At 52.7% G+C, this 22,733-nt stretch carries 22 protein-coding genes; 20 read left to right on the plus strand and 2 right to left on the minus strand.

Annotated elements, in window-relative coordinates; all coding sequences use genetic code 11:
• The first annotated feature begins 187 nt into the window (after window positions 1–187).
• The 13 genes from mnmG (at window position 188) to glmS (ending at window position 14,014) form a co-directional block, all read left to right on the plus strand.
• Window positions 188–2,077 (plus strand): tRNA uridine-5-carboxymethylaminomethyl(34) synthesis enzyme MnmG, encoded by a 1,890-nt coding sequence (gene mnmG / locus ABRZ28_RS13525; protein WP_330520522.1) that lies wholly within the window; start codon window positions 188–190, stop codon window positions 2,075–2,077.
• 156 nt (window positions 2,078–2,233) lie between these two features.
• Window positions 2,234–2,854, plus strand: coding sequence for a 16S rRNA (guanine(527)-N(7))-methyltransferase RsmG (gene rsmG, locus ABRZ28_RS13530; protein WP_319606156.1), 621 nt, complete (start codon window positions 2,234–2,236; stop codon window positions 2,852–2,854).
• A gap of 624 nt (window positions 2,855–3,478) precedes the next feature.
• Window positions 3,479–3,862: a F0F1 ATP synthase subunit I gene (gene atpI, locus ABRZ28_RS13535; protein WP_319606157.1), complete on the plus strand. Its 384-nt coding sequence runs from the start codon at window positions 3,479–3,481 to the stop codon at window positions 3,860–3,862.
• Between the two features lie 23 nt (window positions 3,863–3,885).
• Complete coding sequence (gene atpB, locus ABRZ28_RS13540) at window positions 3,886–4,689, plus strand: F0F1 ATP synthase subunit A (RefSeq protein WP_319606158.1); 804 nt, start codon at window positions 3,886–3,888, stop codon at window positions 4,687–4,689.
• A 49-nt stretch (window positions 4,690–4,738) separates the two neighbouring features.
• Window positions 4,739–4,978: a F0F1 ATP synthase subunit C gene (gene atpE / locus ABRZ28_RS13545; RefSeq protein WP_005976545.1), complete on the plus strand. Its 240-nt coding sequence runs from the start codon at window positions 4,739–4,741 to the stop codon at window positions 4,976–4,978.
• 65 nt (window positions 4,979–5,043) lie between these two features.
• Window positions 5,044–5,514, plus strand: coding sequence for a F0F1 ATP synthase subunit B (gene atpF / locus ABRZ28_RS13550; protein ID WP_319606159.1), 471 nt, complete (start codon window positions 5,044–5,046; stop codon window positions 5,512–5,514).
• A 14-nt stretch (window positions 5,515–5,528) separates the two neighbouring features.
• Window positions 5,529–6,062 carry a F0F1 ATP synthase subunit delta gene (gene atpH / locus ABRZ28_RS13555; protein WP_319606160.1) on the plus strand — a complete coding sequence of 178 codons (534 nt, stop codon included), beginning with the start codon at window positions 5,529–5,531 and terminating at the stop codon, window positions 6,060–6,062.
• 12 nt (window positions 6,063–6,074) lie between these two features.
• Window positions 6,075–7,616: a F0F1 ATP synthase subunit alpha gene (atpA, locus tag ABRZ28_RS13560; RefSeq protein WP_319606161.1), complete on the plus strand. Its 1,542-nt coding sequence runs from the start codon at window positions 6,075–6,077 to the stop codon at window positions 7,614–7,616.
• Between the two features lie 52 nt (window positions 7,617–7,668).
• Window positions 7,669–8,532, plus strand: a complete 864-nt coding sequence (gene atpG / locus ABRZ28_RS13565) for a F0F1 ATP synthase subunit gamma (protein ID WP_319606162.1) — start codon at window positions 7,669–7,671, stop codon at window positions 8,530–8,532.
• Between the two features lie 47 nt (window positions 8,533–8,579).
• Window positions 8,580–9,962 (plus strand): F0F1 ATP synthase subunit beta, encoded by a 1,383-nt coding sequence (gene atpD / locus ABRZ28_RS13570; protein WP_319606163.1) that lies wholly within the window; start codon window positions 8,580–8,582, stop codon window positions 9,960–9,962.
• A gap of 28 nt (window positions 9,963–9,990) precedes the next feature.
• Window positions 9,991–10,404 (plus strand): F0F1 ATP synthase subunit epsilon, encoded by a 414-nt coding sequence (locus tag ABRZ28_RS13575; protein ID WP_319606212.1) that lies wholly within the window; start codon window positions 9,991–9,993, stop codon window positions 10,402–10,404.
• A 219-nt stretch (window positions 10,405–10,623) separates the two neighbouring features.
• Window positions 10,624–11,994, plus strand: a complete 1,371-nt coding sequence (gene glmU, locus ABRZ28_RS13580) for a bifunctional UDP-N-acetylglucosamine diphosphorylase/glucosamine-1-phosphate N-acetyltransferase GlmU (protein ID WP_330520531.1) — start codon at window positions 10,624–10,626, stop codon at window positions 11,992–11,994.
• Window positions 11,995–12,184: 190 nt separating this feature from the next.
• Window positions 12,185–14,014 (plus strand): glutamine--fructose-6-phosphate transaminase (isomerizing), encoded by a 1,830-nt coding sequence (gene glmS / locus ABRZ28_RS13585; protein ID WP_319606165.1) that lies wholly within the window; start codon window positions 12,185–12,187, stop codon window positions 14,012–14,014.
• A 70-nt stretch (window positions 14,015–14,084) separates the two neighbouring features.
• On the opposite strand, the gene ABRZ28_RS13590 is transcribed toward glmS, so the two are convergent.
• Window positions 14,085–14,792 (minus strand): DUF3592 domain-containing protein, encoded by a 708-nt coding sequence (locus ABRZ28_RS13590; RefSeq protein ID WP_330520533.1) that lies wholly within the window; start codon window positions 14,790–14,792, stop codon window positions 14,085–14,087.
• A gap of 243 nt (window positions 14,793–15,035) precedes the next feature.
• Between ABRZ28_RS13590 and ABRZ28_RS13595 the strand changes: the two genes are divergently transcribed.
• The 5 genes from ABRZ28_RS13595 to ABRZ28_RS13615 all read left to right on the plus strand — a co-directional run bounded on the left by ABRZ28_RS13595 (window position 15,036) and on the right by ABRZ28_RS13615 (window position 19,821).
• Window positions 15,036–16,472 carry a DUF4026 domain-containing protein gene (locus ABRZ28_RS13595; RefSeq protein WP_319606167.1) on the plus strand — a complete coding sequence of 479 codons (1,437 nt, stop codon included), beginning with the start codon at window positions 15,036–15,038 and terminating at the stop codon, window positions 16,470–16,472.
• 555 nt (window positions 16,473–17,027) lie between these two features.
• The gene (locus tag ABRZ28_RS13600) at window positions 17,028–17,735 is read left to right on the plus strand and encodes an amino acid ABC transporter ATP-binding protein (protein WP_330520535.1); all 708 of its coding nucleotides are present in this window, start codon (window positions 17,028–17,030) and stop codon (window positions 17,733–17,735) included.
• Between the two features lie 21 nt (window positions 17,736–17,756).
• Window positions 17,757–18,545 (plus strand): ABC transporter substrate-binding protein, encoded by a 789-nt coding sequence (locus ABRZ28_RS13605; RefSeq protein WP_330520536.1) that lies wholly within the window; start codon window positions 17,757–17,759, stop codon window positions 18,543–18,545.
• A 9-nt stretch (window positions 18,546–18,554) separates the two neighbouring features.
• Window positions 18,555–19,202: an amino acid ABC transporter permease gene (locus ABRZ28_RS13610; RefSeq protein WP_330520537.1), complete on the plus strand. Its 648-nt coding sequence runs from the start codon at window positions 18,555–18,557 to the stop codon at window positions 19,200–19,202.
• 64 nt (window positions 19,203–19,266) lie between these two features.
• Window positions 19,267–19,821 carry a CD3072 family TudS-related putative desulfidase gene (locus ABRZ28_RS13615; RefSeq protein WP_330520538.1) on the plus strand — a complete coding sequence of 185 codons (555 nt, stop codon included), beginning with the start codon at window positions 19,267–19,269 and terminating at the stop codon, window positions 19,819–19,821.
• 85 nt (window positions 19,822–19,906) lie between these two features.
• On the opposite strand, the gene ABRZ28_RS13620 is transcribed toward ABRZ28_RS13615, so the two are convergent.
• Window positions 19,907–20,698, minus strand: a complete 792-nt coding sequence (locus ABRZ28_RS13620; protein WP_330520539.1) for a MipA/OmpV family protein — start codon at window positions 20,696–20,698, stop codon at window positions 19,907–19,909.
• Between the two features lie 125 nt (window positions 20,699–20,823).
• Between ABRZ28_RS13620 and ABRZ28_RS13625 the strand changes: the two genes are divergently transcribed.
• Both ABRZ28_RS13625 and ABRZ28_RS13630 read left to right on the plus strand, forming a co-directional pair.
• On the plus strand, window positions 20,824–21,519 hold the full coding sequence (locus ABRZ28_RS13625; protein ID WP_330520540.1) for a response regulator: 696 nt from the start codon (window positions 20,824–20,826) through the stop codon (window positions 21,517–21,519).
• Window positions 21,516–22,700 (plus strand): sensor histidine kinase, encoded by a 1,185-nt coding sequence (locus ABRZ28_RS13630; protein WP_319606185.1) that lies wholly within the window; start codon window positions 21,516–21,518, stop codon window positions 22,698–22,700. Before ABRZ28_RS13625 ends, ABRZ28_RS13630 begins: the two co-directional genes overlap by 4 nt.
• Window positions 22,701–22,733 lie beyond the last annotated feature (33 nt).

Below are 22,733 nucleotides of genomic sequence, written 5' to 3' on the forward strand. Positions count from 1 at the left end.
ATCCACACGAATGGACGATCCTAATAAGAGATCTAATAAAGAGATCTTTAAATAAAAAGATCTTTCTTTAATTAGCGACGATCCAACGCGCTTGGTCGTTTGCTTAAAGTTGAGTAGAATCCACCTCCCCAGAGCTAGTAACGATCGTTCGCAACTATTCATTCGCAACAATGCGAGGAGCAGTACCATGTTTTATCCAGATCCTTTTGACGTCATCGTGATCGGCGGCGGTCATGCAGGTACCGAAGCGGCAATGGCTTCCGCCCGCATGGGACGACAAACCCTTCTGCTGACGCATAATATTGATACGCTGGGACAAATGTCTTGTAATCCGGCGGTCGGCGGTATTGGGAAAGGCCATCTGGTTAAAGAGATCGATGCCATGGGCGGCTTGATGGCGCGCGCCGTCGATCAGGCCGGTATTCAGTTTAGGATACTAAACATCAGTAAAGGTCCCGCCGTGCGCGCCACACGCGCTCAGGCGGATCGCGTTCTTTACCGTCAGGCGATCCGCACGGCGCTGGAGAACCAACCTAACCTGATGATCTTTCAGCAGGCGGTGGACGATCTTATCGTTGAAAACGATCGCGTGGTCGGCGCGGTCACCCAGATGGGGTTGAAGTTCCGCGCCAAAGCCGTCGTCCTGACCGTCGGCACTTTCCTTGACGGCAAGATTCATATCGGGCTGGATAATTACAGCGGCGGACGCGCCGGCGATCCGCCGTCCATTCCGCTGGCTCGGCGTTTGCGTGAATTGCCTCTGCGGGTTAATCGCCTGAAAACCGGCACGCCGCCGCGCATTGACGCCAGAACCATTGATTTCAGCGTACTGCAACAGCAACACGGCGACGATCCCATGCCGGTGTTTTCATTCCTGGGGCAGGCAAGCCAGCATCCGGCGCAGATGCCTTGTTATATCACCCATACCAATGAAAAAACTCATGAGGTGATCCGCAATAATCTGGATCGCAGCCCGATGTATGCCGGGATCATTGAAGGGATCGGCCCGCGTTACTGTCCTTCCATCGAAGATAAAGTCATGCGTTTCGCCGATCGCAATTCTCACCAGATCTTTCTGGAGCCGGAAGGGTTGACCAGCAATGAGATCTATCCCAACGGAATTTCAACCAGCCTGCCGTTCGACGTGCAGTGGCAAATCGTCCGCTCCATGACCGGAATGGAAAATGCGCGCATTGTTCGCCCCGGCTATGCCATCGAGTATGATTTCTTCGATCCGCGTGATTTGAAAACCACGCTGGAGAACAAATTTATCCATGGGTTGTTCTTCGCGGGTCAGATTAACGGCACCACCGGTTATGAGGAAGCGGCGGCGCAGGGGATGCTGGCCGGCTTGAATGCCGCCCGTCTGGCGTTTGATCAGGAAGGATGGTCGCCACGCCGCGATCAGGCCTATCTGGGCGTGCTGGTGGACGACCTTTGTACGCTGGGAACCAAAGAACCCTACCGCATGTTCACTTCCCGCGCCGAATATCGCCTGATGTTGCGCGAAGATAATGCCGACCTGCGTTTAACCGAAATTGGCCGTGAACTGGGCATGGTGGACGATTATCGCTGGGCCCGCTTTAACGAGAAGCTGGAGCGCATTGAAAAAGAGCGTCAACGGTTACGTGATATCCGGATCCATCCGCAATCAGCGCAGCTGGAGCAGGTCAATGCGTTGCTGAAAACGCCGCTTTCACGCGAATCGAACGGCGAGGAACTGCTGCGTCGTCCCGAAGTGGACTATGAGATGCTCACCAAACTGCCGTTGTTCGCCCCGTCGTTGACGGACGAACAAGCGGCCGAACAGGTTGAAATCCAGGTTAAATACGAAGGCTATATCGCCCGTCAGCAGGACGAAATCGAGAAACAACTGCGTAACGAGAACACGCTGCTGCCTGCGGATCTGGATTATCGTCAGGTCAACGGTCTGTCCAATGAAGTGATCGCCAAACTTAACGATCACAAACCCGGTTCGATCGGTCAGGCGTCCCGTATTTCCGGTATTACGCCCGCCGCGATCTCTATTCTGCTGGTGTGGTTGAAAAAACAAGGTCTGCTGCGTCGCAGCGCTTGAGACTAGGTTATCTTCAGGACTGGCGATAAAAGGCTATCGCCCGCGTATGCTTTCCGCTGGCCGTTTGCGCTCCGTTACCCCGCGCGGCGGCCGGCCGCCATCACGTGAGCGTTGTCGCCAGTCTGCTATTCACATAAATAATTCCAGGATCTTATTGTGCATAACATACTCGATCATCTGCTGAACGCTGCCGGTATTGTGGTTTCTGATAAGCAAAAAGACTTATTAATACAGTATGTTGAGATGCTGAATAAGTGGAATAAGGCCTATAACCTGACCTCCGTGCGCGAGCCTGGGCAAATGCTTGTCAGGCACATTATGGACAGTATCGTGGTCGAGCCTCATTTGCAGGGGCAACGTTTTATTGATGTGGGAACCGGGCCAGGATTGCCGGGCATACCGTTGGCGATCGTGCGTCCCGGGGCGCATTTCACCCTGCTCGACAGCCTGGGAAAACGCATTCGCTTTTTACGTCAGGTGCAGCACGAATTACAGCTTGAAAATATTTCGCCGGTACAAAGCCGTGTCGAAGATTTTCCTGCCGATCCGCCCTTTGATGGTATAGTCAGCCGTGCATTCGCTTCTCTACAGGATATGGTCAAGTGGTGTCGCCATCTTCCCGCCAGACCGGACGGTCGTTTTTATGCTCTGAAAGGCGTGTTGCCTGAAGAAGAGCTTGCCGCTTTGCCGGCGGGTATCGCATTAGATCAGGTTATTCGTTTATCGGTGCCTGAATTGGAAGGCGAGCGTCATCTGATTGTACTTAAACAAAATTAATTTTGCGTTTTATCAAAGAATTCATAACTAATTATCCTGCTATCGGTTATTCACATACCTGGTTATGTTATGCGCGCTGTGATGATTAACGATCACCAATATTTCACATATGCCGGTTTTGTTTTTGAAAGATTTATTTTCATGCTTCATCGGTTCAGATGGAAAAGCCGCTGGTTGCAAAAAAACATGCCGATTTTTTTGTTAAATTAGTAAAAGAAAAATATCAAAAATGTCAACAAGTGGTTTGCGCGATGTGTATGGCCGGTTTTTTATAAACCTTTTTTTAACTAATTGAATTTAAAAAACATGAATAGCTTTCTTTGCTAAAGACAGCAAATGATGTTGTTCGCTATAAAATGTTAAAAAACGCTTTTATGTGAGGTTTATCACAGAATGGGCGCCTTTAGAAATTAATTGCAACACATCATCGTGCCTGTGGTTATTAGCGAAAATGAGGTTCTGGAAAGAAATTTAAATAATTGTTCACCTTTTCGCTACTTATCGATTGAATTCGCAGGTATGACCCGTATAATTTGCTCGTTTTTTGCTGCTTGACTCAGGCGTATAAAGGCAGTTTTATACGTCTTCAGCATGCCTCTGAAAGGTACGGAGAAAACAAACGTTATGTCTGTGTCCCTTTACAGTGGAAAAGCGGCTTTGAGGTTGCTGTTATTGCAGTCAGCCGCCTTTATCCTGTTGAGTCTGGCCTTTGCCGCTCACAGTGTTGAATTCGGGGTTTCCGCATTGGGCGGCGGGCTGGCGGCCTGGTTGCCAAACGTCTTGTTTGTGCTGTTTACCTTGCGTCATCAGTCAGCGAAACCGGCAGAGGGACGCGTTGCCTGGTCGTTTGCGATTGGTGAAGCGCTTAAAGTATTGATCACCATCGCTCTATTGGTGGTAGCGTTAGGGGTGTTCAAGGCGGCATTTTTCCCGCTTGGCCTGACTTATTTATCGGTGCTGGTTATGCAGATAGTGGCGCCGGCCATCGTTAACCGTTACCGTAATTAACAACAAAAAGGGTAAGAGACATCATGTCTGCATCAGGAGAAATCTCTACTCCCCAAGAGTATATCGGTCACCACCTGACACATTTGCAGGTGGGAACGGGGTTCTGGTCGATTAACATTGATTCGATGTTTTTCTCTATCGCTCTTGGGGTCCTCTTTCTGGTTGTCTTCCGCCAGGTTGCTAAAAAGGCGACCAGCGGCGTGCCAGGTAAATTGCAAACGGCCGTCGAGCTGATCATCGGCTTTGTCGATAGCAGCGTGCGCGATATGTACCATGGCAAAAGCAAGCTCATTGCTCCCCTGGCGCTGACCATTTTCGTCTGGGTATTCCTGATGAACCTGATGGATCTGCTGCCCATCGACTTTCTGCCGCAGGTGTGGGCCGCTATCTATGGCGCGCTTGGCCACGATCCGGCGCATGCCTATCTGCGCGTGGTGCCGTCTGCGGACGTGAATATCACCCTCTCGATGGCGCTCGGCGTTTTCATTCTTATCTTGTTCTACAGCATCAAAATGAAGGGTGTCGGCGGGTTTGTGAAAGAACTGACCATGCAGCCGTTTAATCATCCAGTCTTTATTCCTGTCAACCTGATTCTTGAAGGTGTCAGCCTGCTGTCTAAACCGGTTTCTCTTGGTTTACGACTGTTTGGCAACATGTATGCGGGTGAGTTGATCTTCATCCTGATTGCCGGCTTGCTGCCGTGGTGGTCACAATGGGTGTTGAATGTGCCTTGGGCCATTTTCCACATTTTGATCATTACGCTTCAGGCTTTTATTTTCATGGTTCTGACGGTTGTTTATCTCTCGATGGCATCTGAAGAGCATTGATTTTCTTACAACACAATAACGTTTTAACTGAAACAAACTGGAGACTGTCATGGAAAACCTGAGTGTGGATCTGCTGTACATGGCTGCCGCGTTGATGATGGGTTTGGCGGCTATCGGTGCTGCGATCGGTATCGGCATTCTGGGTGGTAAATTCTTGGAAGGTGCTGCACGTCAGCCTGACCTGATCCCGCTGCTGCGTACACAGTTCTTTATCGTTATGGGTCTGGTCGACGCCATCCCGATGATTGCTGTTGGTCTGGGGCTGTATGTGATGTTTGCGGTGGCCTAAGCAGAAAATGTGTTCTGCTGGGGTTGAGACATCAAATTTTTTAACTTTGAAAGAGGCATTGTGCTGTGAATATTAATGCAACAATCCTCGGCCAGGCCATTGCGTTCGTCCTGTTTGTCTGGTTCTGCATGAAGTATGTATGGCCGCCGATTATGGCAGCCATCGAGAAGCGTCAGAAAGAAATTGCTGACGGTCTGTCTTCTGCTGAACGTGCCAAGAAAGATTTGAGCCTGGCGCAGGCCAATGTGACGGATCAACTGAAAAAAGCCAAAGCGGAAGCCCAGGTCATCATTGAGCAGGCCAATAAACGGCGCGCTCAAATTCTGGACGAAGCCAAGGTTGAAGCGGAAGCTGAACGTAACAAAATTGTGGCGCAGGCGCAGGCTGAAATTGAAGCTGAACGTAAACGCGCTCGTGAAGAGTTGCGTAAGCAAGTCGCCATATTGGCTATTGCCGGTGCCGAGAAAATTATCGAACGTTCCGTGGATGAAGCTGCTAACAGCGACATCGTTGATAAACTGGTCGCTGAACTGTAAGGAGGGAGGGGCTGATGTCTGAATTTATCACGGTAGCTCGCCCCTACGCCAAAGCAGCTTTTGACTTTGCGGTTGAGAACCAGGCCGTAGATCGCTGGCAGAATATGTTGGCGTTTATGGCTGAAGTCGCGAGCAATGAAGAAATTTCCGAGCTGTTGTCCGGCGCTATCGCACCGACGGAGCTGGCGAAAACCTTCATTGCCGTTTGCGGCGATCAACTCGATGAAGCCGGTCAGAACCTGATTAAGGTCATGGCCGAGAACGGACGTTTACCGGTGCTTCCAGAAGTGCTGGAACAATTTATTCAACTGAGGGCGGAACAGGATTCGATAGTCGATGTCGATGTCGTTTCCGCCAATACGTTGAATGAGCAGCAGTTATCGAAGATCGCTGCTGCGATGGAACAACGTCTGTCACGCAAAGTGAAGCTGAATTGCAAAATTGATAAGTCTGTCATGGCCGGCGTGGTTATCCGCGCGGGCGACATGGTGATAGACGGCAGCATTCGTGGTCGTCTGGAACGTCTGGCAGACGTCTTGCAGTCTTAAGGGGACTGGAGCATGCAACTGAATTCCACCGAAATCAGCGAACTGATCAAGCAGCGCATTGCTCAGTTCAATGTAGTGAGCGAAGCTCACAATGAAGGTACTATTGTTTCCGTCAGCGACGGGATCATCCGTATTCACGGTCTTGCCGATGTCATGCAGGGAGAAATGATTTCTCTGCCGGGCAACCGTTATGCGATTGCACTGAACCTGGAGCGCGACTCCGTTGGTGCGGTGGTTATGGGTCCGTATGCGGATCTGGCCGAAGGCATGAAAGTAAAATGCACCGGCCGTATTCTTGAAGTTCCGGTCGGTCGCGGTTTGCTGGGGCGTGTTGTCAACACCCTGGGCGCGCCGATTGACGGCAAAGGTCCGCTGGATCACGATGGCTTCTCCGCTGTTGAAGCGATTGCGCCCGGCGTTATCGAGCGTCAATCCGTCGATCAACCGGTTCAGACCGGGTATAAATCCGTCGATGCGATGATCCCCATCGGCCGTGGTCAGCGTGAGTTGATCATCGGCGACCGCCAAACCGGTAAAACCGCGTTGGCGATCGACGCCATCATCAACCAGCGCGACTCCGGCATCAAGTGCGTCTATGTCGCTATCGGCCAGAAAGCCTCCACCATCTCCAACGTGGTGCGTAAACTGGAAGAGCACGGCGCGCTGGAAAACACCATTGTGGTGGTCGCTACCGCGTCGGAATCCGCCGCGCTGCAATATCTGGCGCCGTATGCCGGGTGCGCCATGGGTGAATACTTCCGTGACCGCGGCGAAGATGCGCTGATTATTTATGATGACCTGTCTAAACAGGCCGTTGCTTATCGTCAGATTTCTCTGCTGCTTCGCCGTCCGCCAGGTCGTGAAGCTTATCCGGGCGACGTTTTCTACCTCCACTCCCGTCTGCTGGAACGGGCCGCGCGCGTCAACGCCGAATATGTTGAGGCTCTCACCAAGGGTGAAGTTAAAGGCAAAACCGGTTCTCTGACCGCGCTGCCGATCATTGAAACCCAGGCGGGCGACGTTTCCGCGTTCGTTCCGACCAACGTAATTTCGATTACCGACGGTCAGATCTTCCTGGAGTCCAACCTGTTCAACGCCGGTATCCGTCCTGCGGTTAACCCGGGGATTTCCGTCTCCCGCGTCGGCGGCGCCGCACAGACCAAGATCATGAAAAAACTGTCCGGCGGTATTCGTACCGCGCTGGCGCAGTATCGTGAACTGGCGGCGTTCTCGCAGTTTGCATCCGATTTGGATGATGCAACGCGTAAGCAGTTAAGCCACGGTCAGAAAGTGACCGAGTTGCTCAAGCAGAAACAGTATGCGCCGATGTCGGTTGCGCAGCAGTCTCTGGTGCTGTTTGCCGCGGAACGTGGTTATCTGGAAGACGTTGAACTGGCGAAAATCGGCAGCTTTGAAGCGGCGCTTCTGGCCTATGCCGATCGCGAGCATGGCGAACTTCTGCAACAAATCGACCAGTCTGGTGCTTATAACGATGAGATCGAGGGGAAATTGAAAGATATCCTCGATACTTTTAAAGCAACTCAGTCCTGGTAACGCCCGGTGGCCTGCTGCAAAGCAGGCCGCAAGGCTTTGAGGAGAAGCAAAGATGGCCGGCGCAAAAGAGATACGTAGTAAGATCGCAAGCGTCCAGAACACGCAGAAGATCACCAAAGCGATGGAAATGGTCGCCGCTTCCAAAATGCGTAAATCGCAGGATCGTATGGCGGCCAGCCGTCCTTATGCAAAAACCATGCGCAATGTGATTGGTCACCTTGCGTTGGGAAATCTGGAATATAAACACCCTTACCTGGAAGAGCGTGACGTGAAGCGCGTTGGGTATCTGGTGGTGTCTACTGACCGCGGCCTGTGCGGCGGGTTGAATATCAACCTGTTTAAAAAGCTGCTGGCGGAGATGAAATCCTGGAATGAGAAAGGCGTAGATGTTGATTTGGCGCTGATTGGCTCCAAAGCGGTCTCTTTTTTCGGTTCAGTAGGCGGAAATATTGTTGCTCAGGTCACCGGCATGGGGGATAACCCTTCGGTGTCGGAATTGATCGGTCCGGTGAAAGTCATGCTGCAAGCGTATGACGAAGGTCGCCTGGACAAGCTGTATATCGTGGGCAACAAGTTCATCAATACCATGTCCCAGGAACCCCTTGTGCTTCAACTGCTGCCGTTGCCGCCTGCGGATGACGGCGAGTTGAAGAAAAAATCCTGGGATTATCTGTATGAACCCGATCCTAAGTCGCTGCTGGATATCCTGCTGCGCCGTTATGTGGAGTCTCAGGTTTATCAGGGCGTCGTAGAAAACCTGGCCAGTGAGCAAGCCGCTCGAATGGTAGCGATGAAAGCCGCTACCGATAATGGCGGTAGTCTGATCAAAGAGTTGCAGTTGGTATACAACAAGGCTCGTCAGGCCAGCATCACCCAGGAACTCACTGAAATCGTCGGGGGAGCCTCCGCGGTTTAAACCAGGTTTACGAATTACGTATTGTCGAATTACGTAGAGGATTCAAGATGGCTACTGGAAAGATTATCCAGGTAATCGGCGCCGTGGTGGACGTCGAGTTCCCGCAAGATGCCGTACCGAAAGTGTACGATGCGCTTGAGGTAAAGAACGGCGCTGAAAAATTGGTGCTGGAAGTTCAGCAGCAGTTAGGCGGCGGCGTTGTTCGCTGTATCGCAATGGGGTCTTCCGACGGCCTGCGTCGCGGGTTGGATGTCACCAACCTGGAACACCCGATTGAAGTACCGGTTGGTAAAGCAACGCTGGGTCGTATCATGAACGTACTGGGCGACCCGGTTGACATGAAAGGCGATATCGGCGAAGAAGAGCGTTGGGCGATTCACCGCGCGGCGCCAAGCTACGAAGAACTGTCCAACTCACAGGAACTGCTGGAAACCGGCATCAAGGTTATCGACCTGATGTGTCCGTTCGCCAAGGGCGGTAAAGTGGGTCTGTTCGGCGGCGCCGGCGTGGGTAAAACCGTCAACATGATGGAGTTGATCCGTAACATCGCGATCGAACACTCCGGTTATTCCGTGTTTGCCGGCGTGGGCGAACGTACTCGTGAAGGTAACGACTTCTACCACGAAATGACCGAATCCAACGTACTGGATAAAGTTTCGCTGGTGTACGGCCAGATGAACGAACCGCCGGGCAACCGTCTGCGCGTGGCGCTGACCGGCTTGACCATGGCGGAAAAATTCCGTGAAGAAGGTCGCGACGTACTGCTGTTCGTCGATAACATTTATCGTTACACCCTGGCCGGTACGGAAGTCTCCGCGCTGCTGGGACGTATGCCTTCAGCGGTAGGTTATCAGCCGACGCTGGCGGAAGAAATGGGCGTGCTGCAAGAACGTATCACCTCCACCAAAACCGGTTCCATCACCTCCGTGCAGGCGGTTTACGTGCCTGCGGATGACTTGACCGACCCGTCTCCGGCCACCACCTTTGCCCACTTGGATGCCACCGTGGTACTGAGCCGTCAGATCGCGTCTCTGGGGATTTATCCCGCGGTTGACCCGCTGGATTCCACCAGCCGTCAGTTGGACCCGCTGGTTGTCGGTCAGGAGCACTACGACGTTGCGCGCGGCGTGCAGTCTGTTCTGCAACGTTATCAGGAGCTGAAAGATATCATCGCCATCCTGGGTATGGACGAACTGTCTGAAGAAGACAAATTGGTCGTATCCCGTGCGCGTAAGATCCAGCGCTTCCTGTCGCAGCCGTTCTTCGTGGCGGAAGTGTTCACCGGTTCTCCGGGTAAATATGTATCGCTGAAAGATACCATTCGCGGCTTTAAAGGTATCATGGACGGCGAATACGACCACCTGCCGGAGCAGGCGTTCTACATGGTTGGTTCCATTGAAGAAGCAATGGAAAAAGCCAAGAAACTGTAACGCCTTGTAGGAGGGTGATATGGCTGCTATGACTTACCATCTGGATGTCGTTAGTGCGGAACAGGAAATGTTCTCCGGTCTGGTGCAAAAAATCCAGGTAACGGGGAGCGAAGGCGAACTGGGGATTTATCCGGGACACGCGCCTCTGCTCACTGCCATTAAGCCCGGTATGGTTCGTATTGTTAAACAGCACGGTGAAGAAGAGTATATCTACCTTTCCGGCGGCATCCTCGAGGTGCAGCCGAATATGGTAACCGTACTGTCAGATACCGCCATCCGTGGACAGGATCTGGACGAAGCGCGTGCGTTGGAAGCGAAACGCAAAGCCGAAGAGCATATCCGTAGCTCGCATGGCGATGTGGATTACGCTCAGGCTTCCGCCGAGCTGTCGAAAGCGATTGCCAAGCTGCGCGTTATCGAACTGACCAGAAAAGCGATGTAACAGATAAGCGTTTGATAAAAAGCCAGTCGGTTTATACCGGCTGGCTTTTTTTATGGCGGTCTGCCCCCAGCGGGCCGTCGCAAGAGACGTTGAAAATCGCTCCCGGCGATTTTTTATGCCTGAACGTGACTAAAAATAAGGAGTGATTCTGTGTTATAACAGGCTTACTTTTTGTCTATTATTTTGATTGTCCGCCAATCAGTTTTCGTCAGGATGCTTATGTCGAACAGCGCAATGAGCGTGGTTATCCTTGCAGCAGGGAAAGGAACCCGCATGTATTCCGATCTTCCTAAAGTTTTGCACCCGTTAGCGGGCAAACCGATGGTTCAGCATGTTATTGATGCGGCGATGACCATCGGCGCGCAACATGTCCATCTGGTTTATGGGCATGGGGGAGATTTATTAAAGCAAACGCTGTCCGATCAGGCATTGAACTGGGTGTTGCAGGCCGAGCAATTGGGTACGGGTCACGCTATGCAGCAGGCGGCGCCGTATTTTGCCGATGATGAAGATATTCTCATGCTGTACGGCGATGTGCCGTTGATTTCACCGGCCACGCTGCAACGTCTGTTACAGGCTAAACCGCAGGGCGGCATCGGGTTATTAACCGTGAAGCTGGACGATCCGTCTGGTTATGGACGCATTGTGCGCGACAATGGCGCGGTCGTCGGGATTGTCGAACATAAAGACGCCAACGATGAACAGCGGCGAATTAATGAAATCAATACCGGGATTCTGGTTGCCAACGGCAAAGATTTACGGCGCTGGTTAAGCCGGTTGAATAACGATAATACCCAGGGCGAATATTACATCACCGATATCATTGCGATGGCCGCCGCGGAAGGGCGCAGCGTGGTTGCGGTTCACCCGGCGCGTTTAAGCGAAGTGGAAGGGGTGAACAACCGCCTGCAACTTGCGTCTCTGGAGCGGGTTTACCAGCGAGAACAGGCCGATAGGTTATTGCTGGCGGGCGTGATGTTGCTTGATCCCTCGCGTTTTGATCTGCGTGGTGAATTGCGTCACGGGCGGGATGTTACTATTGACGCCAACGTGGTGCTGGAAGGACAGGTTACGCTGGGCGATCGGGTTAAAATCGGCGTGGGCTGCGTGATTAACAACGCGGTTATTGGTGATGATTGTGAAATCAGCCCATACTCGGTGTTGGAAGACGCGGTGCTGGAAGCCAATTGCACCATCGGGCCGTTTGCCCGCCTGCGTCCCGGCGCCGCGCTGGAAGAAGGCGCGCACGTCGGCAACTTCGTTGAGCTGAAAAAAGCCCGCCTGGGCAAAGGTTCGAAGGCCGGTCATCTGAGCTATCTCGGTGATGCGGATATCGGCGCCGGGGTTAACATCGGGGCGGGAACCATTACCTGTAATTATGACGGCGCCAACAAGCATAAAACGATCATCGGCGATGATGTGTTTGTCGGATCGGATACCCAACTGGTGGCGCCGGTTGAAGTGGCGGCAGGCGCGACTATTGCCGCCGGCACGACGGTAATGAAAAACGTCGATGGCGCGCATCTGGTCTACAACCGCAAAGAACAGAACCAGAAAGCGGGCTGGCAGCGGCCGGCGAAGAACAAATAATCGATTTTTAGCCTTCGCCGGCGGCGGAGGCTGTTTTGCCCTGTGTTTTGATGCTCGATCAGAAAAAGCGCAGGGCAAAACATAATAATCCCCACTCTCTACAAGGCTCGGGGAACCCGGAAAAACCGGAACAATCAGGTCAAAGACATCCCAGGTGACACAATATGTCACTTTTAAAGGAATACCATCGATGTGTGGAATTGTAGGCGCTGTTGCGCAACGTGATATCGCAGAAATCTTGTTGGAAGGTTTACGTCGTCTTGAATACCGTGGCTATGACTCGGCGGGTCTGGCCGTGGTGAATAGCGAAGGGCAGGTCGCCCGTTTGCGGCGTTTGGGAAAAGTTCAGATTCTGGCTCAGGCGGCCGAAGAACACGCGCTGAATGGCGGCACCGGGATCGCTCATACCCGTTGGGCGACGCACGGCGAACCTTCGGAGGCCAATGCGCATCCCCATGTTTCTGAAAATATTATCATCGTCCATAACGGTATTATCGAAAACCATGAACCGCTGCGCGAACTGATGATTGAGCGCGGCTACCATTTTGTTTCGGAAACCGATACCGAAGTGGTTGCTCATCTGGTGCATTTCGAACAGAAACAGGGCGGTTCGCTGGTTGACGTGGTTAAACGCGTCATTCCGCAACTGCGCGGCGCTTATGGCATGGTGGTACTGGACAGCCGCGATCCCAGCGTATTGGTGGCCGCGCGTTCAGGCAGCCCCTTGGTTATTGGGCGCGGGATGGGGGAAAACTTCATCGCGTCCGATCAGTTGGCGCTGCTGCCGGTGACCCGCCGCTTTATCTTCCTGGAAGAGGGCGATGTGGCTGAAATCACACGTCGCGACGTGCGCATTTTTGATAAAGCCGGCAACCTTGCCGAACGTGAAGAGATCGAGTCAAAAGTCAATTACGATGCCGGCGACAAAGGCGCTTACCGTCATTACATGCAAAAAGAGATCTACGAACAGCCGATGGCGATCAAGAACACCCTTGAAGGGCGTTTCAGCCATGGCGAGGTCAATCTCTCCGAATTGGGTCCGCAGGCGGATGCTCTGCTGTCGAAAATCGAGCATGTGCAAATCATCGCCTGCGGCACCTCCTACAATTCCGGTATGGTTTCGCGCTATTGGTTTGAAGCATTGGCGGGGATCCCCTGCGATGTGGAGATAGCATCAGAATTCCGCTATCGCAAACCGGCGGTGCGTAAAAACAGCCTGATGATTACCCTGTCGCAGTCGGGAGAAACCGCCGATACGCTGGCGGCGCTGCGTTTATCCAAAGAGCTGGGGTATCTGGGCTCGCTGGCTATTTGTAATGTGGCGGGATCGTCTCTGGTACGTGAATCCGATCTGTCGTTGATGACCAAAGCCGGCGTTGAAATCGGCGTGGCTTCAACCAAAGCGTTTACTACCCAGTTGACCGTGCTGTTGATGCTGGTGGCGCGTATCGGTCGCCTGCGCGGTATGGATGCCCAGGTCGAGCAGGGTATTGTGCATAGCTTACAGGCATTGCCGGCGCGTATTGAGCAAATGCTGTCGCAGGACAAGCTTATCGAATCGCTGGCGGAAGGTTTCTCCGATAAGCATCATGCGCTGTTTCTGGGGCGTGGCGATCAGTATCCCATCGCCATGGAAGGGGCGCTGAAGCTGAAGGAAATCTCTTACATTCATGCTGAAGCTTATGCCGCAGGCGAACTGAAACACGGCCCGTTGGCGTTGATTGACGCCGATATGCCGGTCGTGGTGGTGGCGCCGAACAATGAACTGCTGGAAAAACTGAAATCCAATATTGAAGAGGTGCGCGCCCGCGGCGGTGAGCTGTACGTGTTTGCCGATGAGGATGCCGGGTTTACCAGTAGCGAAAATATGAAAATTATTCCGCTGCCGCATATCGAAGAAGTGATTGCGCCGATTTTCTACACCGTGCCGCTGCAATTGCTGGCTTACCATGTCGCGTTGATCAAAGGCACCGACGTCGATCAGCCGCGTAACCTGGCCAAGTCTGTTACGGTGGAATAAACCGAAACGCTGTCATGTATAACATTAAGTCCGGCAAAGTATTGCCGGACTTTTTTATTGGCTGGATAACTTATTCGGCAGGCAGAAAAGAAATGTCCATGTAGTATTTTTTTTCATTGTTCCTGTCGACGTAAACGGTCACGGTATCGCGGTCAATGTCGCGCTCCGGGTTATAAAAGAGGTTGGCGCTGTAAAAGGTTTTCGTCTGATTGGCGCTGTCGGTAAACTGAGCGACAATCCGGTACGGATGGACGCCGTTCACTTCCAGCATGCTGTTTTGCCGTACTTCGGTTATTTTCGCGGTGACGGGTTTTCCGGTGCGCTTGAGCATTTCGCCCATGGCTTGCTTTCTGCGCATCAGATAAAGCGGCACGCTCCCGACGAGGGTAAAGGTCAGCCCCATGATAGCCATCATAAAGGGGGCGAAATAAAACAGGAACGTCGACTGAGGGTTAATTTTGGCGTTACCGGGGTTGTCCCGATCGTACAGTACGTCAACCACTTCGCCATAGCTATCGGCATAGCTGCTGCTGCCCATATCGGAACGAAAGGTTATCTTTTTTCCGTCGGGGCCAAAGAAACCGACGATAGGGTAATAAGATGTGGATGAAGACGATGATGAAGATGAGGATTTCTTTACGCTGCGATCGAGGTCGACGATCACGCCTTTAGCGCTGACGGCGCTTTGCTTGAAATTGTAATCCTTGATGAAAAGATAACCGCTCCCGCCAAGAATCATGATACCGATCACAAAAAAACACATTAGTACTTTTTTCATATTTAGCCGACGCTCCTTGTTTTAAATTGTCTGTGTTATCAATTGCTCCTGTTCAGGCGGGATTCTGTAGAAAAAAGGCGCTCATTTCAAATTATTTAGCCGCACGACCGGCTTAAGGAGGATAAATTACGTGAATCCGGAGTCTGTTTCCCCATGGCGACAAGACGTGAAACCTTATATTTTATAGTACTATTAACATGTTAGAATGCCCGCTAACTTTCGGTTTTATCAAAACAGATCATCATGAACAATAAACAACACTATTTGGATATTGCCGCAGGAAAAGGGAAGGCCGCGCCTTCTACCATGGTTATTTTTTCTTCTGAAGCGCTGAACTATCCGTTATTGGAAAAGAATTTAGCGGCGCAGCGCTTCTTTACCGACGGAGAGGCGAGCTACGCGGAGGATGAGCGGGACGGCTTTGTTTACACCTGTCGCCACGGCGACGATGTTCTGACGTTTCGTATTCAAATACTGGATCGCTCAGAGGAAGATGAGGTTAAGCCGTATTACTCAACCGATCCTCTCTCACCCGAACGGCTTGCCGAAGTCAACGCTGCGCCGCAGGCCGTGTTGGTGGAGTGCGTATTCGAGCAGCATCCGCTGATCGCCTACCGTTATCAACTGAGGATACTGCACCTGTTGGCGCCGGATTTATTACTTGGTATCGATGTTTCCGCCGCGGACAAAGCCTTTACGCCTGAATGGCTGCGCTTCCAACTGGAAGACGATGTGTTGCCGGATGTAGAGAACCTGTACACGATCCACGCTATTTACGACTCGCAAAACAACCCGCCCACCACCTTTTGGTTCCATACTCACGGGCTTACCCGCTGCGGCATAACCGAAGTGGAGCTGGTTATCCCGCATATGCTGAATTCCTATTACGGTATTCCCGAACTGTTCAGAAACTTCGCCAATAACTGTATCGAAGACCGGCAGATTGCGTTTAACGAACCGATTTTGTGTGGACAAACGCAGGCCGGGTATGAATATGTGGTGGCGCTGCCTTTTGAAGAAGGGCTGCGCCACGTCAATCAATCAATACCGGTTGATCAACTCAGACCGCTTGAAGAGATGCATTACGATCTGACCGATGCGCCGCAAGGCGAATTTCTGGGCGACCGGGCCGACCGGGATGACATTCATCAGACGCCATCCTGTATGCTGTTCCGCGTAACGGAAGAAAATCCGGTGCTGGAGACGTTCTTTAAGGGATTTGAAGAACAGAATGCCATCATGTTCTGGCGGACCAACGCCGAGACGAATGAAATGTCGCGCAAGGCTAAGTTGCGCTGGCACTACTTTGGCCGGATGTTCGAAAACTATGCGGTGTGCGCGGAGCCGAGTAAAAAAGGCTTTTTTGCAAAACTGCTTAAAAAATCAGACGAGCCGCGGCAGGAAAGCGAATGGCGCTTTCTGGTCAAATGCGGGATACCCTATGGCGAACCCGCGGAGGGCGAGCGTGAGCATATGTGGTTTATACCTGAGTCGATGAACGGCGACGCCTTTACCGGCAAATTAATCAACCACCCTTTCTATATTGACGAGATGAAAGAGGGGGGCCTGTACCCGCTCGATTTGGGGTTGATTACCGACTGGGTGATTTATTACCAGGATGAGAAATATACGCCGGATACCATCTATAAACTATTGCATGGCAATGGTCAGACTCATTAAAAGGGCTGACCTAAAGCAAACATCCGTCTTGTGGCGACCTGATTGGCGGGTTTCCATAAGGCGGATTTTTCACCCAGACCTCTCGGCATATGACACTTTATTTATTCGTTCTGGCAATGAACGGTGACCATACCGTCATTAATATCTTTTCCAGAATGATAAAATGTTTCCTTTATGGGGTATTTATTTTAATTGATAATTAAATCTTTGTTGCTAATAATCGCCAACTTCTGAATAGTATAATTACAGATAACTTTATAGATATTATTTATTTGATTAAATAAGGAGGTAGCCATAGCCTACGCGGGTAATAAGTTTTTAAGTTAATTTATATATAACCATATCAGATTGCCGTGAAAAAATTTTATTCGCCAGGGTTATCACTTTTGAAAGTGATGCTTTTATTTATAAAATTAGCGTAATTATTATAAATAATAATTCTAATTTTTTGGGTTTTATTATTTTTACTACCCTTGGCGCATTAAGTGTTCTTTATAAAAGATACTATGGGGTTATATTTTGGAACCATACAACTTCGCACTGCGGGTTGCCCATTTGAATAAACAATACGGCGCCCACGATGTGCTGCATGATGTGTCCCTGAATATCGTCAAAGGGCAAACCGTCTCCATCATCGGTCCAAGCGGAGCGGGGAAAAGTACGCTGGCGCGCTGTGTTTGCGGATTAGAGCACTTCACTTCCGGGCAAATCGTTATCGATAAGGAAGACCTTACCCGTCTTATCGACGCCCCGCGCAAAAGAAGCCGCTATGTCGGTATGATTTTTCAGCAATTCAACCTGTGGCCGCACATGACGGTGCTGGGGAATATCGCTTTTGCGCTTCGCCGATGTCGAAATTTCTCCAGGAGCGCAGCCAACGATTACGCTATGGCGATGTTGGAAAAAGTTCATCTTCAGCATCGCCACGCCTATAAGCCCGGTTCGCTGTCCGGCGGCGAACAGCAACGTGCCGCTATCGCCAGAGCGTTAGCTCTCAATCCCTCGCTGCTGGTATTTGACGAGCCGACCTCGGCGCTCGATCCGGAATTAACCGGAGAAGTGCTCGACGTCATGAAAAGCTTATCCGACGAAGGCGTCAGTATGCTGATCATCACCCACGAAATGCAATTCGCTCGTGAAGTCTCGCATCGGGTCGTTTTTATGGACGGAGGTATTATCGCCGAGCAAGGTTCGCCGGAGGAAATATTCTCCCACCCATCATCCGCCAGAACGCGCGCTTTTTTAAAGCGCGTATTTGTTTGATTATCATCGGGATAAAAAACCATGAAAAACCGTCTATTAACCTCTCTGGGGGTGATGTTTCTGTTGCTTTCCCAGTCGCTGTTCGCCGCTGATACCTCGCTAAGCGATATTGATAAAAAAGGGAAAATCACCATCGGCTTTACCGCCGCTTATCCGCCGTTCGAATCCCGAAATGAAAAAACGGGAGAGTTCGAGGGATTCGACATCGACCTCGGCAAAGCGATTGCCCGCGAACTGGGCGTCAGCGCGGATCTGCGCGACGCGGAATGGCAGGGACTTATTCTGGCGTTGAACAAAGGCGATTTCGATATATTGATCACCGGCATGACCCGAACGCCGAAACGGGAAGAAAGCGTCGACTTCACTGACGCGTACTATCAACTGCGAGACGTCGTGGTCGTGCGGAAGGACAACCAGAGCATCCATACCCCCGGTGATTTGCGAGGAAAAGTCGTCGGCGTTCAACTGGGGTCGGCATCTGAACAGAGAACCGACAAAGCCGATAAAAAGTACGGATTTGGCGAGGTCCGCCGCTATAACTACAATCCGGAAGCCTTCCTCGACCTTGAGCATAAACGCATCGACGCTATTATCGTCGGCTACCCCTATGCGGTGAATGCATTGAAAACCGCGCCCGAACTGCGGGTCGCCGCGCCTATCGACGATGATATCTCGGAGATTGCCATCGTTACGCGCAAAGGCGCCAGCGCGCTGAAGAACAGGCTTAACGAATTGCTGGCTAAGCTGAAAGCCAGCGGCGAACTGAAAGCGCTGGAAGACAAGTGGCTGACGGTCGCCAACCAGGGGTGATACAACATCATGGCTTTCGATTTTTCACTTGTCGCCGATAACTACACCGCGATAGCACAGGGCGTCGGCATCACATTGCTGGTAACGCTTGCGGCGTTCTGCTTCGCGCTGATACTGGGAATTACGGTGGGCGTATTGCGCAGCAACGGGGGGATTGTCGAGGCGATACTGCATATTTATGTCTCTCTGTTCCGTGGTACGCCGTTGCTCATTCAACTGTTCATCGTCTATTACGGATTGCCTTCCATCGGCATTAATCTGGGCCGCTACCCGGCGGCGGTGATTGCTCTGGGGCTCAACGCCGCGGCTTATATTTCCGAAATTATTCGCGGTTCGCTCCAGTCCGTCGGCAAAGGACAGGAGGAAGCGGCCTGGATGCTGGGCATCAACCGCGTCGAAACCATCTTCTTTATCGTATTGCCGCAGGCGCTGCGCGTTTCCCTGCCGGCGCTGGTGAATACCTTCACGCTGATTTTGAAGGATTCATCGTTAATCTCCGTGCTTTCCATCATGGAACTGACGCGCGTCGGACAGCTTATCTACACCCGGACGTATAAGCCCTTTGAAGTCTACGTCATGGTGGCTTTGATCTATTACGTTTTGGTGATGTCCGTGGTGGCGTTGTCAAAGCGGCTCGAAAAAAGAATGCATTTCTGACTATGCAACGGCTATCCGGCGCCTTTGGCGACGCTAATTCGGCAAATGATATGAGAGCGGTATCATGCAAAGAGAAAAAAAGATCGTTATCGTCAGTCACTGCATTTTGAATGTGAATGCGAAAGTTTATGGTATCGCCAAAGCGCCCGGCGCGCTGGCTATCGTCAAGGAGATCATTGACGATGGCGTTGGACTGATTCAGTTGCCCTGTCCGGAAATGCTGTTTTCCGGTTGTAAACGATGGGGGATGAGCCGGGAACAATACGACACGCCGGTTTTCCGACGGCACTGTGCCAGGCTGTTGCGCCCGATTGTCGATCAGGTCGAGGACTATCTTGCTTCCGGCTACGCCATTCTTGGCATTATCGGGTTGGACGGCAGCCCCTCCTGCGGCGTCAGCGTCACCAACTCCGGCTATACAGGCGGTTCTTTCCGTTGTGGCGCGGTATTGCAAAGCTACTCTATTGTCAGCGGCAGCGGCGTTTATATGGAAGTGCTTGAAAAGCTGCTGCTGAAAGCCAAAGTGCCGTTGCCGATGGTCGGCTTGAATGAGTTCGATCCGCAGCAGATTTCATGGCAAAAGGTGAAGTCAGCGCTGCAACAAGCCCGTGAAGCCTGATGAACGTGAGTGCAGCACGTCCTGAAACGAATCCGCGCGTCATGCCCGCCGGCGTATTTTTCGCGGGCGGGGTGCTTTTCCTGTGTCAGAACGTATAGGTAATGGCGGCCGCGCCGGTTACCTGATTACGCCGAAAAACGATCGGGCTGTCTGCGGCGTGATCGCCGAGCCATGTATAGCCCGCGCTAAATGAGGTTCCCCAGTGTTCGGAGAACTGATGGCTCCACGTCAGACTGGTGTCGACGCCGTAAAATCCGCCGGCGGCGTTGAAACGATGATAGCCTGAGCGGGCGCTTTGCCGCTTATTCACGCCGTAAAAGGTATTCATGTAGCGATGGTCGCCGAATAACGCGGCGGTCTGCCATGCCAGCGTATCGCTGTCGTTCTGAATGGGGATTAAGGTGAATGACGTTCGGTACTGCCCCCCCTGGCCGTCGCTGAGCGGCAGCGCGATCTTCCCCTCCACAGAAATCCAGGGCGCTATCGTCCATCCTACGGCGATGGAGGTATTGACGGCGGCGTTAATGTTTCCCATGCCTTTCAATTTGTCGGAGCCCTCCCGCCAGCTGGCGTCTTTGTCTGAGCGGCCGAGGGTATAGCCCAGCGTATGCTCCAGATAAAGCCCGTTATCGCTCATCAGGTCGTACCCGATCCCTTGCTGGGAATCCAGGAAAAAGGCGCCGTGTCGGGCCTGAATCAGCGGCATTACCTGCGTGGTTCGTTTATCCGAACCGCTGTAGCGCGGCGCGTTTTGCGCGCCGATGCCCACCGTTATGGTCGATTGCGGCGAGGTATCATCCTCATCGGCCCTGGCGACGGTTGTTGTACCGGCGGTCATAAAACAAAGCGTATACAACACGATATTATGGGTTTTCATCAAGCCACCTCACGAGTAAATTATTTAGCGGCCATTGTCGGCAATGGCCTGACTGGGGCGGGATTATGAAGCGGCATTATCAATAAATAGTCAGGAATTTATGAAGAAATGGTCAAGGACGTGAAATGCAGACAAGACGCATACTGATAATCGAAGATGATGCGGATGCGGCCGGCGTGCTGGACGCGTATCTGACGCGGGAGAACTACGAGGTGACCGTTGTCGGGGACGGTCTGGCCGGGCTGGAATATGCGCAGCGCCAGAAGCCGGATCTGATCCTGCTGGATGTGATGCTGCCGGGGATGAACGGCACGGAGATCCTGGCGGCCGTGCGCCGGAAAAGCGATACGCCGGTTATCATGGTGACCGCGATGGGCGATGCGCCGGACCGAATCGGCGCTCTGCGTTACGGCGCGGATGACTATGTGGTCAAACCCTATAATCCGGGCGAAGTGGTGGCGCGCGTGCAGGCCGTGCTACGACGCTGCCGTTTGCAGGTTCGGGAAAATGAAGTGCTGCGCTGGGCAAGTCTGGAAGTCGATACTATTTCGCGCACGGCCTGTGTTACGGACGCCGGCGAGACGCCGCGTTATCTTGATTTTACGCCGACGGAGTTTTCCCTGCTGGCCACGGTAATGCGCGCGCCGACGCGGGCCTTTTCCCGCCAACATCTGCTGGAACACTGTTTGCCGGAAAGCGATGCGCTGGAGCGCGTGGTGGATACGCATATGTACAACCTGCGTAAAAAACTGGAAAGCGCGGGTATCAGCAATGTGTTGCTGAATGTGCGCGGCGTGGGATACCGGTTCCGGCAGCCATGAAAAACGTCGAGCATCATTCACTGTGGCGCTGGATATGCGTCCGCATCCTGGCGCTGGCCATCGGCACGGTGATTGTTATCGCGCTGTGCATGTGGTTGCGTTTCGCCATTCAGAATCTCTGGGTGCTTCACCACATGCCGGCCGAGCTGCGGCAAGAATTTGAGGTACTGCGTCAGAACCCGGATCTTAACCTGGCCCGCTTTCACCAGATTGTCGATACCTGGTGGGGGGTAAGCTATTCGGATCCGTCGATCACCTCCGCCGACTGGATTTTAGTCGGCGTGCTGGTGGTGGTCATGATCCCGTTTATTGTGGTTATGGGGCTAAGGACGGCGCGCCCGCTTTCCGTTCAGTTCAGCCGCCTGGCCTCGGCTTCCGAAGCGGTGACCCGGGGCGAGTTCGGCATGCAGGCCGAACTGGTGGAAAAAACGCCGACGGAAATGGCCCGTTTCGCGCGGGACTTCAATGCCATGACACGGCAACTGGCGCGTTATGAGCGCGAGCTACGGGCTTCGCATGTGGCGATGGCGCACGAATTGCGTTCGCCGCTGACCGCGGCGATAGGGCGGTTGCAGGGAATGCTTGACGGCGTATTCAGCGCCGACCCGCAACAGCTCGGGATGGTGATGAAGCAACTGCAAAACCTGAATCGTCTTATTGATGAGCTGCGCCTGCTTTCGCTGGCCGAGGCGGGCAGGCTGGTGCTGGAGCGTCGGGAACTGAACCTGACGGAACTGCTGCGGGAACGCGCCGCCTGGCTTAAACCGCAGACGGAAAAAGCCGGCATGGCGATCCGCATTGTGACTGACGAACCTTGCATGTACCTGGGCGATGCTTTTCGTCTTGGACAGGTTTTTACCGTCCTGATGGAAAACGCGCTGCGTTATGCCGGCGCAGGCAAGCAATTGACGATAGCGATACGGCGCGGGGAAAGCGCTTACGACATCACCTTTCAGGATAATGGCCCCGGCGTGGATGCGGATTTCTTATCCGCCATGTTCGAGCGTTTTAGCCGGGCGGACTCTTCAAGAGCCCGTCATTCCGGCGGCAGCGGCCTCGGCCTGTCGATAGCGCGCGCGATCTGCATGGCCCACGGCGGCGCCATCAGCGCCAGTCTGCCGGCGGAGAAGGGGTTGCTGATTACGCTGCGCCTGCCTAAAGCCTGTCGGGCGGAATGCTAAAATCGCCGCCCTTGATGATATCTTGACGAAACG

The organism is Brenneria sp. g21c3, from assembly GCF_040240345.1.
Taxonomy (GTDB): domain Bacteria; phylum Pseudomonadota; class Gammaproteobacteria; order Enterobacterales; family Enterobacteriaceae; genus Brenneria.

Bases quoted from the DNA above. Each gene is read 5' to 3' on its own strand.
- mnmG (WP_330520522.1), top strand. From the start codon at position 188: ATGTTTTATCCAGATCCTTTTGACGTCATCGTGATCGGCGGCGGTCAT.
- atpI (WP_319606157.1), top strand. From the start codon at position 3,479: ATGTCTGTGTCCCTTTACAGTGGAAAAGCGGCTTTGAGGTTGCTGTTA.
- atpB (WP_319606158.1), top strand. From the start codon at position 3,886: ATGTCTGCATCAGGAGAAATCTCTACTCCCCAAGAGTATATCGGTCAC.
- atpE (WP_005976545.1), top strand. From the start codon at position 4,739: ATGGAAAACCTGAGTGTGGATCTGCTGTACATGGCTGCCGCGTTGATG.
- atpH (WP_319606160.1), top strand. From the start codon at position 5,529: ATGTCTGAATTTATCACGGTAGCTCGCCCCTACGCCAAAGCAGCTTTT.
- atpA (WP_319606161.1), top strand. From the start codon at position 6,075: ATGCAACTGAATTCCACCGAAATCAGCGAACTGATCAAGCAGCGCATT.
- atpG (WP_319606162.1), top strand. From the start codon at position 7,669: ATGGCCGGCGCAAAAGAGATACGTAGTAAGATCGCAAGCGTCCAGAAC.
- atpD (WP_319606163.1), top strand. From the start codon at position 8,580: ATGGCTACTGGAAAGATTATCCAGGTAATCGGCGCCGTGGTGGACGTC.
- ABRZ28_RS13575 (WP_319606212.1), top strand. From the start codon at position 9,991: ATGACTTACCATCTGGATGTCGTTAGTGCGGAACAGGAAATGTTCTCC.
- glmU (WP_330520531.1), top strand. From the start codon at position 10,624: ATGTCGAACAGCGCAATGAGCGTGGTTATCCTTGCAGCAGGGAAAGGA.
- glmS (WP_319606165.1), top strand. From the start codon at position 12,185: ATGTGTGGAATTGTAGGCGCTGTTGCGCAACGTGATATCGCAGAAATC.
- ABRZ28_RS13590 (WP_330520533.1), bottom strand. From the start codon at position 14,792: ATGAAAAAAGTACTAATGTGTTTTTTTGTGATCGGTATCATGATTCTT.
- ABRZ28_RS13595 (WP_319606167.1), top strand. From the start codon at position 15,036: ATGAACAATAAACAACACTATTTGGATATTGCCGCAGGAAAAGGGAAG.
- ABRZ28_RS13605 (WP_330520536.1), top strand. From the start codon at position 17,757: ATGAAAAACCGTCTATTAACCTCTCTGGGGGTGATGTTTCTGTTGCTT.
- ABRZ28_RS13610 (WP_330520537.1), top strand. From the start codon at position 18,555: ATGGCTTTCGATTTTTCACTTGTCGCCGATAACTACACCGCGATAGCA.
- ABRZ28_RS13615 (WP_330520538.1), top strand. From the start codon at position 19,267: ATGCAAAGAGAAAAAAAGATCGTTATCGTCAGTCACTGCATTTTGAAT.
- ABRZ28_RS13620 (WP_330520539.1), bottom strand. From the start codon at position 20,698: ATGAAAACCCATAATATCGTGTTGTATACGCTTTGTTTTATGACCGCC.
- ABRZ28_RS13625 (WP_330520540.1), top strand. From the start codon at position 20,824: ATGCAGACAAGACGCATACTGATAATCGAAGATGATGCGGATGCGGCC.
- ABRZ28_RS13630 (WP_319606185.1), top strand. From the start codon at position 21,516: ATGAAAAACGTCGAGCATCATTCACTGTGGCGCTGGATATGCGTCCGC.